The organism is Ideonella sp. FW305-24, from assembly GCF_058788035.1.
In genome coordinates, this window is the sequence record NZ_JBYTAI010000018.1 from 45,389 (window position 1) to 59,552 (window position 14,164).

General features: G+C 62.8%; 12 protein-coding genes. 7 read left to right on the plus strand and 5 right to left on the minus strand.

Translation table 11 applies throughout. The features are described 5' to 3' along the window. Nucleotides 1-25 precede the first annotated feature (25 nt). The 6 genes from AC3WR5_RS30365 to AC3WR5_RS30390 all read left to right on the plus strand — a co-directional run bounded on the left by AC3WR5_RS30365 (nt 26) and on the right by AC3WR5_RS30390 (nt 5,949). Entirely contained in the window at nt 26-1,828 is a 1,803-nt protein-coding gene (locus AC3WR5_RS30365; protein ID WP_492489368.1) for a hypothetical protein, read from the plus strand. A 506-nt stretch (nt 1,829-2,334) separates the two neighbouring features. Beyond that, on the plus strand, nt 2,335-2,622 hold the full coding sequence (locus tag AC3WR5_RS30370) for a hypothetical protein (RefSeq protein ID WP_492489370.1): 288 nt from the start codon (nt 2,335-2,337) through the stop codon (nt 2,620-2,622). Between the two features lie 72 nt (nt 2,623-2,694). Beyond that, nucleotides 2,695-3,018, plus strand: a complete 324-nt coding sequence (locus tag AC3WR5_RS30375; protein WP_492489372.1) for a hypothetical protein — start codon at nt 2,695-2,697, stop codon at nt 3,016-3,018. A gap of 301 nt (nt 3,019-3,319) precedes the next feature. After that, nucleotides 3,320-4,090 (plus strand): hypothetical protein, encoded by a 771-nt coding sequence (locus AC3WR5_RS30380; RefSeq protein WP_492489373.1) that lies wholly within the window; start codon nt 3,320-3,322, stop codon nt 4,088-4,090. A 737-nt stretch (nt 4,091-4,827) separates the two neighbouring features. After that, a complete protein-coding gene (locus tag AC3WR5_RS30385) occupies nt 4,828-5,571 on the plus strand; it encodes a hypothetical protein (RefSeq protein WP_492489375.1) in 744 nt (247 codons plus the stop codon). 66 nt (nt 5,572-5,637) lie between these two features. Continuing rightward, complete coding sequence (locus tag AC3WR5_RS30390) at nt 5,638-5,949, plus strand: hypothetical protein (protein WP_492489377.1); 312 nt, start codon at nt 5,638-5,640, stop codon at nt 5,947-5,949. Nucleotides 5,950-5,994: 45 nt separating this feature from the next. Here AC3WR5_RS30390 and AC3WR5_RS30395 read toward each other — a convergent pair whose 3' ends face one another. Genes AC3WR5_RS30395 through imuA form a run of 3 tightly spaced genes read right to left on the minus strand, consistent with a single transcriptional unit; the run spans nt 5,995 to nt 11,214 of the window. Next, the gene (locus AC3WR5_RS30395) at nt 5,995-9,108 is read right to left on the minus strand and encodes an error-prone DNA polymerase (RefSeq protein ID WP_492489379.1); all 3,114 of its coding nucleotides are present in this window, start codon (nt 9,106-9,108) and stop codon (nt 5,995-5,997) included. Next, entirely contained in the window at nt 9,105-10,430 is a 1,326-nt protein-coding gene (locus AC3WR5_RS30400; protein ID WP_492489381.1) for a Y-family DNA polymerase, read from the minus strand. Before AC3WR5_RS30400 ends, AC3WR5_RS30395 begins: the two co-directional genes overlap by 4 nt. After that, entirely contained in the window at nt 10,372-11,214 is an 843-nt protein-coding gene (imuA, locus tag AC3WR5_RS30405; protein WP_492489382.1) for a translesion DNA synthesis-associated protein ImuA, read from the minus strand. The genes AC3WR5_RS30400 and imuA overlap by 59 nt, the downstream gene beginning before the upstream one ends. 149 nt (nt 11,215-11,363) lie before the next feature. On the opposite strand from imuA, the gene AC3WR5_RS30410 reads away from it, so the two are divergent. Beyond that, nucleotides 11,364-12,329, plus strand: coding sequence for an SOS response-associated peptidase family protein (locus tag AC3WR5_RS30410; protein ID WP_492489384.1), 966 nt, complete (start codon nt 11,364-11,366; stop codon nt 12,327-12,329). A 15-nt stretch (nt 12,330-12,344) separates the two neighbouring features. On the opposite strand, the gene AC3WR5_RS30415 is transcribed toward AC3WR5_RS30410, so the two are convergent. Next, nucleotides 12,345-12,896, minus strand: coding sequence for a hypothetical protein (locus AC3WR5_RS30415; RefSeq protein WP_492489386.1), 552 nt, complete (start codon nt 12,894-12,896; stop codon nt 12,345-12,347). Between the two features lie 120 nt (nt 12,897-13,016). Then, nucleotides 13,017-14,162 (minus strand): putative bifunctional diguanylate cyclase/phosphodiesterase, encoded by a 1,146-nt coding sequence (locus AC3WR5_RS30420; RefSeq protein ID WP_492489387.1) that lies wholly within the window; start codon nt 14,160-14,162, stop codon nt 13,017-13,019. Nucleotides 14,163-14,164: the final 2 nt, after the last annotated feature.

Consider the following 14,164-nt stretch of genomic DNA (forward strand, 5'->3'; position numbering starts at 1 on the left):
TCAACCTACTACCAAACAAATTAATATGAACAAGAATTCAGGGAAACTTATTCAGATCGCCGCGCTGTTAGCCATCGTTTCCGCGTCGGCATTGGCGTCTCCTACGTCGATAGAGACAGTGCGATCCATCAAAGATTCGGATGCACTCAATGCAGGGGAATATCGTCTCAAAATTAGCTTGGTCGCGGACGAAGAAACCAGTGCATCCAAAGTATCGATCGGCACCGTGATCGTTTGTGGCGAAGAAACATGCTTTAGCCCCCAAAAGCTTCTAAGCTCAACGCTCGATTTACATAGCACTAAAGACGGCAGGAGCACATTCGTTGCTCAGTTGATTGTGCCCAGCATGTCCGTTCGAAGCATCCGGTTCGCGACCGACGGAAATGGGGCAAAAGTTACTGGCTCCGTTTCGCTCACATCCCCATTTAACCTCTCCGGGGAACTGCCTGGCGGCGAAATCTTAGCGGTGGTCCACAAAGGGACCGGGCGGGATGAGCTAGACTATTCACCAAATTTTGCCACCGCTATTGCGTATAACCCAAGCAGGCGGTCCGTTTACTACACGCCCGCTGTAACAACAGTTGCCTCTTTGAGCCTAGGGGTGCAGTTTACAATACCTAAGGATGCCCTGCGTGTCCCGGCAATTTTCAGCGTCGCGGTTCATGACACAGGTGATAAATATCCTCTTGTCGATATTTACCCAGAAGTTCAGTTTTCCACACCCGCAACGCTTGCAGCCCCCGAATTGGCGAAATTTCGTCAGTGGGAGGCTGGCGTGAAGTCCGGGTCCGTCGGGGCCAACGCGGCTCCTGCTACCAAGAGGAAATCGGTACCTGCAACAGGAGTAATTCGATACGGTAGTTCTCGAAGCACAGAAGACGGTTCTGGCGGGACGGCGAGCGCGCTACCCACAGATGCTTGCGTTGCCGCACTGAACAAGGAGGTCGCCGCAATATCCGCTGCACTGGTTACCACCGGCGCCGTGTATATTCAGGATTGTGAATCTGTACCGCCGTACGTACACATCGCTATTGCCAATGCACTTGACAGCCGCGAAGCATTCTCGATGGCCTATGACAAAGTGAATTCTTCGACCGGCCAACTAGAGCTGCATCGAATTGAAGTCTGGGCAGAAAACACCCAGATTGTTCTCAACGGATTTACGTGGAGCGGGGATTCTGGGAGTGGGCCAGGAAAGGGTTTGGCAAAGGGGTTTGTTCAGTATCAGACAGATAACATTGCAAATAATTGCAAGTCCGGGGGAGTGTGCACTGATGATCAAGTTTTCGATGGTAATAAGCTTGGCTTCCTGGTTACGCCGGGCGGAAACTACTCTTGGAAAGAGGGTACCAAGCCCCCACTGTGGATATCAACTAATTTCACGGGAAGCGTAGTGGCCAGTTCGTCAACGTCCGTTCTAAAAAATGGCACATGCACAAGCGACGCGACGGTGAATCGTTGGTCTGCCTTTGGTACCGCGCCCAGCAAGAGGCTCATATTTATGTCGTCAGTTGCGGGTAGCACGACCACTGCTGCGCAGCTTTGCCCAGTTTTTCAGAAATTGGGCGGTGACTATGCCATTCGATTGGATGGTAGCTCTGCAGCCGGGATAACGATTGACGGAGTTAGGAAGAACCCGCTTACCGGCGCAGATGCAATTGTGTATGGATCCTCGAGGTACGTGGATTATGGGCTGAAGATCTCTTATCCCGTAGGCATCTCAGATCCCACACCTAGTGTCAGGGGAAGCGTCATCACTGATCCAGGCCACGTACCGCCACCGACGAATCCCTGTACAAAGAATCCGGCTGCCTGCACTCTCCAGTAGTTCATCAAGGCAAGTCAATCCGTTGTTGGCACTTCTAGCCCAAACGACAACGGCACGCGACGCTGGTCGACTCCAGCGCACACAGCGTCGCGTCAAAGACATTAATGGCGCGGTTTCTTTAGAGCTAAAAACCCCGGAGCTTTGCGTCAAGTTTTGTGCTCACGTTCCTCGCGATTGCCATTAGGCTGAAGCCGGCGATTCGGGCGGTCCGCATCGCCACAGCAAGGAGAAAGCAATGCTTCCCCGCTTAGCCGCTGCAATGGTCCGTCTCCGTCGGTATAACTTTACATAAGAAAGATTGTCACGGTATGTTTCGACCCACATCGGCACCATTGTTGCCGTCCCTGTTTCTTGAGCTGACATTGCTGAACAACGCCGAATCGTGCCGCCACTGGCGCACCGGACCACGACGGCGACGTTGGCTCCTATCCTGCAGTTCTCCGCGCCGAGGCGTTGCTGCCTCCAGCGGACGTGACCTGTTGCTGAAACCGTTTTACATTTGAGGCATGGGCATGACTGAAAACGTCTCCAACCTCTTGCTCGAGCAGCTGCGGCTGCCGCGCAATGAGATTCAGACCTTCCGCCTCGAGTCCAACCGGCGGCTGGACGACTTGACCGTGCGCGTCGGTGCTGTGGAGCGCAACCTGGATCAGGTCCAAATCGGCTTGGGCCACATCCATGACGACCACGCTGCAATGCAGGAGCGGATCGACCAAATCGAGGCCCGCTTCCGGCCCGTCGAACGCCGGTTGGACCTCGTTGAGACACCTGCCGGCCCGCTGACGCAGGGCTGACCTGGAATCGAAATCGAGCCCCACGCCCTGGTCGATCGCCGGGCGGCGGGGTTCCTCACATCTGGAACCAGCATGACAAGTCCCCTCGACATCGGCCAGATTCTGCAAGCTGCAGCCGCTGGCGTGCGCCGGCTTGATGAGAAGCCACTTGACCGCGACGACGCTAACGAGATGGTCAGCCTGGCTGGCACTCGCATCTACGCTGGCCTGGAAGATCTGTGGGGCCACGTCAAGGCCGCTGCCAGCTACGGTGCGGACACCCTGACGATGCGCCTGGACAATGAAGCCATCGCTGAAGTTATCCGTGACGACATGCTCGAACGAGGCTTCGACGTGGAGCTCGAACTGGGCGTTCATCAGAACCTGATCCACATCGGCTGGGACGCCAAGCTGTAACCCGTAACTCCGGCCGCCACTTCCTCCCTCCCTCTACAGGCGGCCGGCTTCCCAGGCCCAGTGGCGTTGTGCTGCTGGGCCTGCCTTTTTGGACACAACATGGACAAGCTCAGTCGCATCAAGCCGTTGCAGGATGAACTCCTGAACCTGGTCCGACTGTTTCCCCGCCAAGTATCTGGAGCACGGCTGCCGGCAGGGCGAGGCTTGCGGTGGGGCGGGGGGCATGCGGGCATTTTTTGGGCGGCGCTTCGCCCAGCACGCACCGTTTACCTGTCAACCTTCGTTCGCTATGCTGCTGCGAATGAACGATCCGCAGTTTGATGTCCCCGCCACACAGGCCTTAGTCCTGCAGCACTTCGGCGAAACTGCGGAGGTTGAAGCTCACGCGAGCTTTCATTCGGTCTTTCGACGGCTCGATCACGCCCGGTATCACTACTCCGAGATCAATCGGCTAATGACCGAGCACGAGGGTGTTGTTTCCCCAGAAGCTCTCGCGGCTGCACTCAAGACCGACGGCACCACTAGGCGAGATCTCGCTCATAACGTCATCGTGGAAGCAGAGGCGCATATTGTTGGGGCGGTGGCAGCGCTTCACTCGGTGGCGGATACCTGGGCATTCGCGCTGTACTACGCCACAGGCCAGCACCGCAGCAACCCGATCGACCGAAGCCAGGTGACCTTGCACAAAGTCGCGGCCCTCCTTTCTGCCGACAATGCCTTCAGTCCATTGGGGGCGGCCCTCGTCCAGTTTCAAGCAGTACCGCACTGGGACGTCCTCCACGGGCTGAGCAACCGCGCAAAGCATCGAGCGATTTCGCGTTCTTTCCTCGTTGAGGATATGGTTGGGAGACGCCCGAAGCGCTTTGAAATGCGGATCGAGGCTGGAACCTTCGATTTCGTAGTGAAGAAGCAGTCGAGGCAAACCGTGTGGCGGGACATGCCTGTCCTTCCATTCCTGGAGGAGCTGTTCAATCACCTCAATGAAGGTTCGGTCGCTCTCGGCCGTGATTTACACGGGCTCCTGCTCGCCTATAGAGCTGGCTCCGTTCCTGCAGGCACCTCCGGCCCGTAGTTCTGATCATTGCGCGGGTTGAGCGTCAACTGGCGCGTCGGGCGCTGTCGAACCAGAAGATCTTGCGGTAGCCTTCGGTGTCGCTCGATGGGGGCATGGCGACAATGATCGTCTTGCGCGCAAACGAAAAAGGCCGGCCACCTTTCAGTGAACCGGCCTTGCGCTCAGGCGGCGCTCAAGCGATCAACGCTCGGGGAACCTGCGCGTGTGCTGGCCAACTTCCTCCGCTTTGTCGTTGCGGAAGCGGGTGTAGTCGCGCACGTGAACGCGCTCTTGGGGCTGGTGTGAAGTTGTCATAGACATGGAAAATCGCATGGTTTAGAGACGAAAACGGCCATGCGAAGACACCCATGCCGGCGTTGAACTACACTGCCGACACATCTCGACCAGAGATTGGGTTTTGGGGCGCACAGCCTGTAAAGAACCCCGAAGGGTCACCGATCGCGAGTCGGTGGCCCTTTGTCTTTTCAGGTATCGGGGTGCCGTTGGAACTCCGATGTGTCAATGATACCCAGTCCGAGCCGTATAAGAGGGTCGCGAACCCTGGCGAGCACTACCGGTAGCGTCTACTTTTCAACCACGGAATTTTGTGGGCGTCTAACGCAGCGCAGCGGTCCGCCGTCGAGGCTGCCGTACCATGCCGGAAACAACTCGTTGCGTCTGCCATGAGCGAACCCAAGGCGTCATCTGATAGGTTCTCGCCAGTCCTCAAGCGGTGGCTCTGGGCCGCCGTAGTCATGGCAGTGCTGGTCCTGGCGGCCTATGTCGTCAGATGGGCCGTCGAGCCCAAGCTGACAGCAAAGTGGGATCCGGGAAGCTGGGGCCAGTTCGGCGACTATGTTGGCGGCACGCTGAACCCGATCCTGGCTTTTTTCAGCTTCGTTGGCGTCTTGTGGACGGTGCATCTCCAGCAGGTGGAGTTGAGCGCAGCGCGTGCGGAGTCGGCGAAGAAGCGGCTGCAGGAACTGATCGCGATGATCGACAAGCGCGTTGTGGACATTGCCGAGCAACCCATCGAAGAGCTAGGGGGCGGTCGGTTCTGCGCACAGATCAATCTGAATGCGCGGCAGCGCTACGATCACCACAAATTTAACAGGGCGAATCTCAGGGCGCTGATCCCCATGGGCCGGCAGATGGCGACCGAACTTGAAGACTTGAGCGAACTGCTTGAGAGGTGGGGCCTAGTGGGCGGTGAAGAGGCTGTCCGCCGCCACTACAGCCGCAGGAATTCAGAGTACGCAGCATGCCTTTGGGCGCTAGGTTTCGTCACCGATCGATTAGCTGAGTCGTTGGGAGCGTCCCCGTACCAGGCCAATTGGGAACGGGCGCTCAAAGCTAACTCAAGAGCCGAGGATCTGGATGCAATTCGTGACCGACTCGCCAGCGAACTGGATGTCTTGCGAAAGGAAATTGCGAGGGCCGAAGATGTCGCAGGCTTTGTGCCGCCACCGCTGCGCAAGGTGAACAATCCGCAAGAATAAACGTCCGTCCCCACCTCCGCAGCTCCAGTCCAGATGTCTTTAGTTCCCACGCGCAACCTTACCGGTTTGGCGCTCGAATACGCCCTCGGCGTTCACCTCGCTTACCGCGTCGGCTACCAGTTCGACTCCAACGGCTTCAGCCTCTTCATCGAAGTTGAAGGCGGTCAACGCCAGCCCTGGACAGCCTTCCAAGACCGACAGATCCGCGCCCTCCGCAAGGAAGTCACCGCCTACCACTTGGCCGGCGAGTGGAACGCCAAACACGCCCACGCCGACATCAAGATCGAAGGCGCACGCGACCAGCAAACCGCAGAACTTCGATGCGTCCTGATGGCCCTCGGCGTCCAATCCTTCGACACGCCCCGCGAGCTGCTGTGAAGACTTCAGCGCGCGATGCGCTGGGCCAGGTCGCCTTCCCGACGGCTACCTGAAGTCCCTCGACTCGGTCTCCAGCCGCCCCAGCAACGGCGTCAGATCCTCCAGGTAGTCCGCGACGATGCTGGTCGCGTCACCCTCGCGCTGCCAAGTCCCTCGCACTTCCATCAGCCTCGCCCGCAGCACCACGCTGCGCAGCTTCTCCTTGAGCGAGCGCCACACGATGACCTGGATGTTGCCGGTCTCGTCTTCGAGGCTGATGAACACGGTCCCGTTGGCCGTTTCCGGCTGCTGCCTGACCGTGACGATGCCAGCGTAGCGCACCGGCACACCATCCGGCAGCTTGAGCAGCTGCTCGGCCGTGCGCAGTCGCCGCTGGGTCAGGTGCCGCCGCAACAGCGCAAGCGGATGGCTGCGCAGCGTCAGCCCCACCGTCGCATAGTCGTGCACCACCTCTTCGCCTTCGAGGGCCGGCGTCAGCTCCAGGAACGCCTCGTCGACCGGCGCTTCGCGCATCAGCTCCGGCGGCCTTCGCAGTGCCGACGCCTCCCACACCTGCTGCCGCCGGTGCCCCGCCAAGCTCATCAGCGCATCGGCCCCGGCCAACAACCGCATCTCGTGCTGCTCCAGCTGCGCCCGCCTGGCCAGGTCCTCCGCGCTGTCGAACAACCCCTGCGCCCTGGCCGCCACGATGCGACTCACGGAAGCCTCCTTCAGCTCCGACACCAGGCGCATGCCCAGTCGCACGGCAGGCGGTTCTTCGACCCCTTCCAGCGTGCAGTCCCATTCGCTGTGCAGCACGTCCACAGCCCGCACCTCCACGCCGTGCCGCTGCGCGTCCTGAACCAGCTGTGAAGGCGAGTAGAAGCCCAGCGGCTGGCTGTTGAGCATCGCCGCCAGGAACTCCGCCGGGTGGTGGCACTTGAGCCAGCAACTGGCGTAGACCAGCAGTGCGAACGAGGCCGCATGGCTCTCCGGGAACCCGTACTCCGAGAACCCCTTGATCTGCTCAAAGATCTGCTTGGCAAAGGCCTCTTCATAGCCCCGCGACGTCATGCCATTGACGATCTTGTCGTGATACTGCTGCAGCCCACCCTTGCGCTTCCAGGCCGCCATGCTGCGTCTGAGCTGGTCCGCCTCCCCCGGCGTGAACCCCGCCGCCAGGATCGCCACTTGCATCACCTGTTCCTGGAAGATCGGCACCCCCAACGTCCGCCCCAATGCCACCTTGAGGTCTTCGCTGGGATAGCTGACAGCCTCCTTACCCTGCCGCCGCTGCAAGTACGGGTGCACCATCTGCCCCTGAATCGGCCCCGGCCTGACGATCGCGACTTCGACCACCAGGTCATAGAAGCACCGCGGCTTCAATCGCGGCAGCATCGACATCTGCGCCCGGCTCTCGATCTGGAACACGCCCACCGTGTCGGCCTTGCAGATCATGTCGTAGGTGGCCGGGTCTTCCGCCGGGATGTCCTGCATCTCGAAGACATGGCCCTTGCGCTCGCCGACAAAGGCCAGGCAACGCCGGATCGCCGAGAGCATGCCCAGGGCCAGCACGTCCACCTTCAACAGCCCCATCGCGTCGAGGTCGTCCTTGTCCCACTGCACGACCGTGCGGTTCTCCATCGCCGCGTTCTCCACCGGCACCAGCCGCGTCAACGGCCCCTTGGTCAGGACGAAGCCGCCCGGGTGCTGGCTCAGGTGACGCGGGAAGCCGAGCAGATCGCCCACCAGCGTCAGCAGTTGCCGGACCGCCAGGTCATTGATGTCCAGCCCGGCCTCGGCCACGCGCTCAGGCATCACTTCGCGCCCGTCCCACCAGGTGAAGTTGTTGGCCAGCGCCTCCAACTGTTCCTCCTTGAAGCCCAGGGCCTTGCCGACGTCCTTGAACGCACTCTTGGGCCGGTAGCTGATGACGACTGCGGTCAGCGCCGCCCGGTGCCGGCCGTACTTGGCATAGAGGTACTGGATGACTTCTTCTCTGCGCTGGTGCTCGAAGTCCACGTCGATGTCCGGCGGCTCGTTGCGCTCTTTGCTGATGAAGCGCTCGAACAGCACCGACATGCGGGCCGGGTCGACCTCGGTGATGCCTACGCAGTAGCAGACCACCGAGTTCGCCGCGCTGCCGCGGCCCTGGCAGAGGATGTGCTGGCTGCGCGCAAACCGGACGATGTCCGCCACGGTCAGGAAGTAGTCCTCGTAGTTCAGCTCCTGGATCAGCGCGAGTTCGTGCTCGATCTGCGTCTGCACCTTTGCCGGCATTCCCTCGGGCCAGCGCCGCCCGGCACCTTCGTAGGTCAGGCGCCGAAGGTAGGACGTGGGCGACTCGCCGTCCGGCACGACCTCGGCCGGGTACTGGTAGCGGATCTCATCCAGGCTGAACTCGCAACGCTCGGCCACGCGCAAGGTCTCAGCCAGCAGCTCGGCCGGGAAGCGCTGCGACAACCGCAGCCGGGTGCGCAGGTGCTGCTCGGCATTGCCCTGCAGATCCGCACCGCATTCCGTCAGTGGCTTGCCCACCCGCGTGGCCGTCATCACGTCCTGCAACGGCTTACGCGATCTCACATGCATCAGCACGTCGCCACAGGCCACCAGCGGAATCGCGGTCAGCTCACTGACCTCGCGCAGCCGATGCAGCCAGCACTCGTCGTCGATGACCCGGTACAGCTCGACCGACAGCCAGCACCGCCCCATGAAATTCGTCAGCAACCAACGGGCCACCGTGGCCAGCTGTTCCGGCGTCGCGTCCCGGTCCGGCGACACCAGCACCACGCAGTCGGCCAGCGCCTGCGGCTGGATGTGGTCGAGGGTCAGCCGGTAGCTGCCCTTGGGGGAGGTCCGGCGCAGGCCGGTGATGAACTCGCACAGGTTGCCGTAGCCGTTCAGGTTGCAGGCCAGCACCACCATCGTGAACGGTGAATCACACTCGACATGGAACTGGCTGCCGATCAACAGCTTGAGCTTGTGCTCCTTGGCCGCGACGTGCGCCCGCACGACCCCGGCCACCGAGCATTCGTCGGTGATCGCCAGCGCCCGGTAGCCGAGCTGCTTGGCCCGCTTGACCAGCTCCTCCGGCCAGCTCGCTCCTTGCAGAAAGCTGAAGCAGCTGCGACAGCGCAGCTCAGCGTAGTGCGGGATGGCCGAGACCAGGCGCAAGGTCATACGTACTCGCCCTGCAAGTACCAGGCGGTCCGGTCATCTGCCAGGCGCTCCTGGAAGATCAGCAGCGGCCCACTGTGCTGGCTCAGCGCCACCCAGTAGTCCCGCACCACGTTGCGCATGGCCTGGCCCTGCTGACCTTCTTCGGCCGACGCACGATCCCACCAGCCACCTTCGACGCGGTGCGGCCCGATCAGCATGAACAGCGGTCCCTGGTACAGCGGCCGCTCGCCGCGCATCGCCAGGCGCAGCGGCACCGGCAGCATGCTCGTCGGTTGCGGAAAGCGCATGGGCCTCGGCCGCTTCTTCGGCAGGGCCGCCGGTGCGGGCTGCCAGTGCTGCATCCATTCGAGCCGGTGGTCCTCGACCACCACCGGCCGCAACACCTTCTCAGGTCCCAGCCTGGCCGCAATTCGCTCCAGCACCAGGGTCAGCGATTCGCCGGTCTTGACGGTGTCGGGCAGCAGCGAGGCGCTGTGTTCTTCCAGTGCCTGCACATCCAGTGCTTCGAGCTGCAGCTCGCCGGCCGGGGCCAGCAGCTGAATCTTGGCGAGGTTCTCGGCCAGCAGGCGGCAGAGGTGCTCCAGGTCGCGCATGGGCGAGGCGGTGCGCACGACCAGCTCGCCGCTGTCGGCCACGTCTTTGGGCCGCATGCTGTCGTGCTTCCAGCGCAGGATGAACGCGGTGGTGCCGGCGTGCCGGGCCGCCAGCCAGCCGCACAGCTGCATCAAGAGCCGCCTGGCCCCGAACAACAAGGCTGGCGCAACTTCCACGCGGGCCTGCAGTTCCAGGCGGGCCGAGAAGGTCTCGGGCACCGTGATCCAGGTGTGCGCCTCGGGTCTCATGCCATAGGCCTGGTCCAGGGCATGCAGCAGCGCCGCGTCGAAGCGCCGGCTGATGCCGCCACGCGGCAAGGCACGCAGCTGGCCCAGGGTCCGGCAGCCCAGCTGGGTCAGCGTGGTCCGGTGGGGCAGGACGGCCGAGACCGTCTCCATTGGCAAGGGGTCCAGCAGCTCGGCAATCGGCCGGCGCACGCCGTTCTCCTTGCCGGCCCGGCCCAGGGCCAGCGCGGCCACGCTGTTGGGCGCCCAGGCGACCTGGCAGACGCCCAGCTCGGCGGCTTCCTGAACGACCCGGTCGCGCAGCGCCCGTTTGCCGCCAAACAGGCGGGTGCTGGCCTCGACCTCCATGACTACGGCTTCATCGACGGTCGCGACGCGGGGGCTGTATTGCAGCGCCCAGGTGGCGAGAGCCTGACGCGCGGGTTCATCGAACGGCGGCGAGCGGTCGGACAGCGGGGGCAGCAACAGGGCGGCCCACAGCATGGCCGGCCTCTCGGGATGAATCAGTCCGGTCTCCCGACAGGAGCAGACTGGGTTTGCGCAGGCGCGGGGTCAGCACCGATGCCAGTCCCGCGGGCACGGACGGCAGCACGAGCTGCCCTTCATGCGCAGGACCTCGGCGCTTGAGGATGTGCAGGTGCAGCTCCCAGTCGATGCCGACCGAGGCCAGCACGCGTAGCGGGGCCGCCGAGGCTTCGTGGCGGGCAGCCTCCGGGCGGCAGAGGAAGACCAGGCCCTCGCAGCCGCCGGCGTTGACCTGCAGCCGGCGCAGCTGCTCCTGGCGGGCATGCGGTAACCAGGCCACGACGGCGCCGGCGGCGTTCGAGCGGATCAGCTGTTCGGTGACCCACAGGCGCTCGGCCGGCTTCTCGGCCTGAATCCAGACCAGCTGGCGGTCGTCCAGGCCTTCCAGGACCAGGCCAGGGGCATGAGGGTGGCGCGGTGGGCCGACGACCACCACCTGGCCGCCAGCGGCGATCACAGGGCGCAAGGCAGGCGCCAGCAGGCGCCACTCCAGCAGCGAGGGCTGGGCCGTCAGGATCTCGGTCACGGCATGCCGTGGCCAGCCGCCGCCCGGCAACTCGGCGTCCAGTGCGGCCCAGCCCGAGGGACAGACCTCGGTGCTCGTTGCATGGCCCAGCTCCGAGCCCCGCCACACGGTGGCGTCCAGGGCCTCTGGCAGCGCTCGGCCAGGCCGCTCGCCGGTTGGCGAGGGGTTGAGTTCAGGGAGGACGGGCAGCGCCTCCAGGGCTTGGGCAACATTCATGGCTGAAATACTGGATGGCCATACAGTATCATTCGCCTCCTTGGCCTGTCCAGCCCAAGACTTCACGCCGCAGTGCGGCAGATGGATTTGCTGGCCGAGCAGGGGCTGCTGTGCGATAACGGCCGCTTCGAACCGGAACGCTGACCGCCATGTGCTATTCCGCTCAAATCCGCGCCAACTACCGTGACTACGTGCGCCTGTTCGGCGCGCACCTGGGCATCAAGGAGTTCGTCGAGCTGTTCTTCCGGCGCACGCAGGGCAAGCTGGCGGTGCCCAAGGCCATGGAAGCCTCGTTCGAGCTGAACGCCCAGACCGAGGGCGAGGGCGAGCGGACGATCAAGGGCTACATCGACGCGTACAAGGCCGAGCGGGCCCTGGCGATCGAGCAGGATCTGTTTGCGCAGCGCACCCGGCTGGTGGAGGCCGAACGCAAGCTGCAGACGAAGTCGACCAAGGCGGCGCTGGAGAGCCGGCGCATTGCGACGTCGAAGATCTCCAAGGCCAAGCTGGACCTGGAGGATCTGCGCCGCAGCGAGCCGTTGCCACGGGACTCGCGCATCTATCCCGGCGTCTATGCGCCGGTGATGGTGGTCCGCGACGGCCAGAAGGTAGTGCTGCCCATGCGTTACCAATGCCGCCCGATTGGGCGACCGGCCAGCTACGACTTCCAGTTCCCAGGCACTTACAACGCCAGGCGCGACAACCTGGAGAAATTCTGGCGCGGCCACTTCGGTGTCAGCCACGGCGTCCTGCTGGCCTCCGCCTTCTACGAAAACGTCGCCCGCCATGCGATGGAGCATCGCGAACTGGCGCCCGACGAGAAGCCGGAGAACGTGGTGCTCGAGTTCAAGCCGAACACGGGCGCCGACATGCTGGTGGCCTGCCTGTGGTCGCACTGGACCAAGGACGGTGAGCCGGACCTGCTGTCCTTCGCCGCCATCACCGACGAGCCGCCTGCAGAAGTCGCTGACGCCGGCCATGACCGCTGCATCATTCCGATCCGTCCCGAGCACGTGGATGCCTGGCTGAACCCGGACCCCAACAACCTCCAGGCGCTCTACGACATCCTCGACGACCGCGAGCCGATGTACTACGAGCACCGGCTTGCGGCGTAGCCGCCCTACGGCTCGTCAAGCGTTGCGGCCCCACAGCTTGTATCGCTCACCGAACCGCCCGATGGCCGCCTCCCATTTCTCGTTCGCGGCCAGGAAAATCGGTCCCTGCTGGGCCTCCGGGCCGCCCGCCAAGAGCAGATACTCAGCGTCGCTGATGTCTGGCGCCAAGGCCGATGCGATCAACCTGGCCAGCGGGCTCGGCGGGTCAAGGTAGTCGTCAAAATCCTGCGGCGGGTTGGCGGGATCACGCTCAAAGTCAGGGTCGCTGCCCACATGCGGCTCCATGACGCGGTCCAGAATTTCCAGTGGCGGCGTCTGGTTGAGTCGACGCATCAGGTCCGTGGCCGCGATCGCAAGCGCCTGGCCGACCCCTGTCTTGCACTGCTCGGCCGCGACGCGCGTCAGCAACTCGACGTGGTCGAGCCGCGCCTTCTCTGCAGGATCCAGGGTGTGGAACTTCGGCCAAAGGCTAAGCGCGTACTGGGTGGTGTCGCCGCTGTCGTGCTCACCGTGGACCAGCGTTCCCCAGGCCTTGGCGTAGTCGTAGGCCCATTCGTGTGCTTCCATGTCGTCACCCCTGGCTGTGGCCGCTCTTACCGCGCCTGATAGACCGAGACGAAGCCGAGCATCTTGAGCCGCTGAAAAGCGCCAGCCGAATGCCAGCTTTGAAGAGCGATCTTTGCAGATTCAAGGCGGAAGCAACATGCCGCTTCTAGGGATGCCGGAACGCCGCGATCCCGAGCGATCAACGAACTCAACAAAGGCCGTCGCGGTGAGCGGCTTGGCAAAGAGATAGCCCTGTGCCACGCAGCAGCCAAGCTCCAACAGCAAGGCCCGCTGAGCTTCGGTTTCCACACCTTCAGCGATCGTCTTCATGCCAAGCTTGTTGGCCAGATCGATCACGGCCTCCACGACAGCCGTGGCGCTGGCTGTTCCGCCGAGGTCGACAACGAATGACTTGTCAATCTTGATGGTGTCGAGCGGCAGCGTGTTCAGGCGCGAAAGGCACGAATAGCCAGTGCCAAAGTCGTCAAGCGCAAGATGAAAGCCGGCCGCATGCAGACCCTGCAGCAGCGCCCATGAACTGTCGCCCGCGAGGAAGCTCTCGGTGATCTCCAGACACATCAGTGTCTTTTCGAGGCCCGCTGCTCGCAAGGCGCCGTCGATGCGCAACGGCAGATCGTCAGCGAACTGCTTCACCGAGAGGTTCACCGAGATCTTGATGCCCTTCGCGCCGCCAAGCCCAAGGCGCCGCCAGTTGGCAGCTTCAAGCGCGGCCTCGCGAAGCACCCAGTCGCCGATGTCGACAATCAATCCGCATGCCTCCGCCACCGGGATGAATTCGCTCGGGTTGATCGACTCCTCGCCATCCGACCAGCGTAGGAGCGCTTCGGCGCCCACTACATCGCCGGTAGCCATGTCGACCTGAGGCTGGTAGTGAAGCGCGAGGCCTTCACCCGTCGCCACCGCCCGCCGGAGTTCGCGTTCGATCCAAAGCGCCCGTTGCGACTTGGCCAAGCGTTGCCGCTTGGTCATCGCAGGGAGCCCATCTGCACAGTCGAAGACATGAGCGAGAAGCTCGTGGCGCAGGAATTCGTCAAGATCCTCTGCACTGACGTTCAGTCCCGACTGAGACAAGATCGTAGCCAGCCCAGGCTTGGAGAAGCCCTTCGCCCGCATGGCCAGCAGCTGATCGGCCATCTCCTCCAGCGCGCGCATTTTGTCCACCGCACTTGGCGGAGTCCCCGCGGCGACCTCTTGAAGGCGCCACATCGCATGTGCGACTCGTCGGTCGCTCTCGGGATAGTTCAAGACTGGCACGCTGCTGTTCATCG

Excerpts from the sequence above, each read along its gene's own strand:
- AC3WR5_RS30385 (WP_492489375.1), top strand. The coding sequence starts at position 4,828 with ATGGCAGTGCTGGTCCTGGCGGCCTATGTCGTCAGATGGGCCGTCGAG.
- AC3WR5_RS30410 (WP_492489384.1), top strand. The coding sequence starts at position 11,364 with ATGTGCTATTCCGCTCAAATCCGCGCCAACTACCGTGACTACGTGCGC.
- AC3WR5_RS30370 (WP_492489370.1), top strand. The coding sequence starts at position 2,335 with ATGGGCATGACTGAAAACGTCTCCAACCTCTTGCTCGAGCAGCTGCGG.
- AC3WR5_RS30420 (WP_492489387.1), bottom strand. The coding sequence starts at position 14,162 with ATGAACAGCAGCGTGCCAGTCTTGAACTATCCCGAGAGCGACCGACGA.
- imuA (WP_492489382.1), bottom strand. The coding sequence starts at position 11,214 with ATGAATGTTGCCCAAGCCCTGGAGGCGCTGCCCGTCCTCCCTGAACTC.
- AC3WR5_RS30395 (WP_492489379.1), bottom strand. The coding sequence starts at position 9,108 with ATGACCTTGCGCCTGGTCTCGGCCATCCCGCACTACGCTGAGCTGCGC.
- AC3WR5_RS30415 (WP_492489386.1), bottom strand. The coding sequence starts at position 12,896 with ATGGAAGCACACGAATGGGCCTACGACTACGCCAAGGCCTGGGGAACG.
- AC3WR5_RS30375 (WP_492489372.1), top strand. The coding sequence starts at position 2,695 with ATGACAAGTCCCCTCGACATCGGCCAGATTCTGCAAGCTGCAGCCGCT.
- AC3WR5_RS30400 (WP_492489381.1), bottom strand. The coding sequence starts at position 10,430 with ATGCTGTGGGCCGCCCTGTTGCTGCCCCCGCTGTCCGACCGCTCGCCG.
- AC3WR5_RS30365 (WP_492489368.1), top strand. The coding sequence starts at position 26 with ATGAACAAGAATTCAGGGAAACTTATTCAGATCGCCGCGCTGTTAGCC.
- AC3WR5_RS30380 (WP_492489373.1), top strand. The coding sequence starts at position 3,320 with ATGAACGATCCGCAGTTTGATGTCCCCGCCACACAGGCCTTAGTCCTG.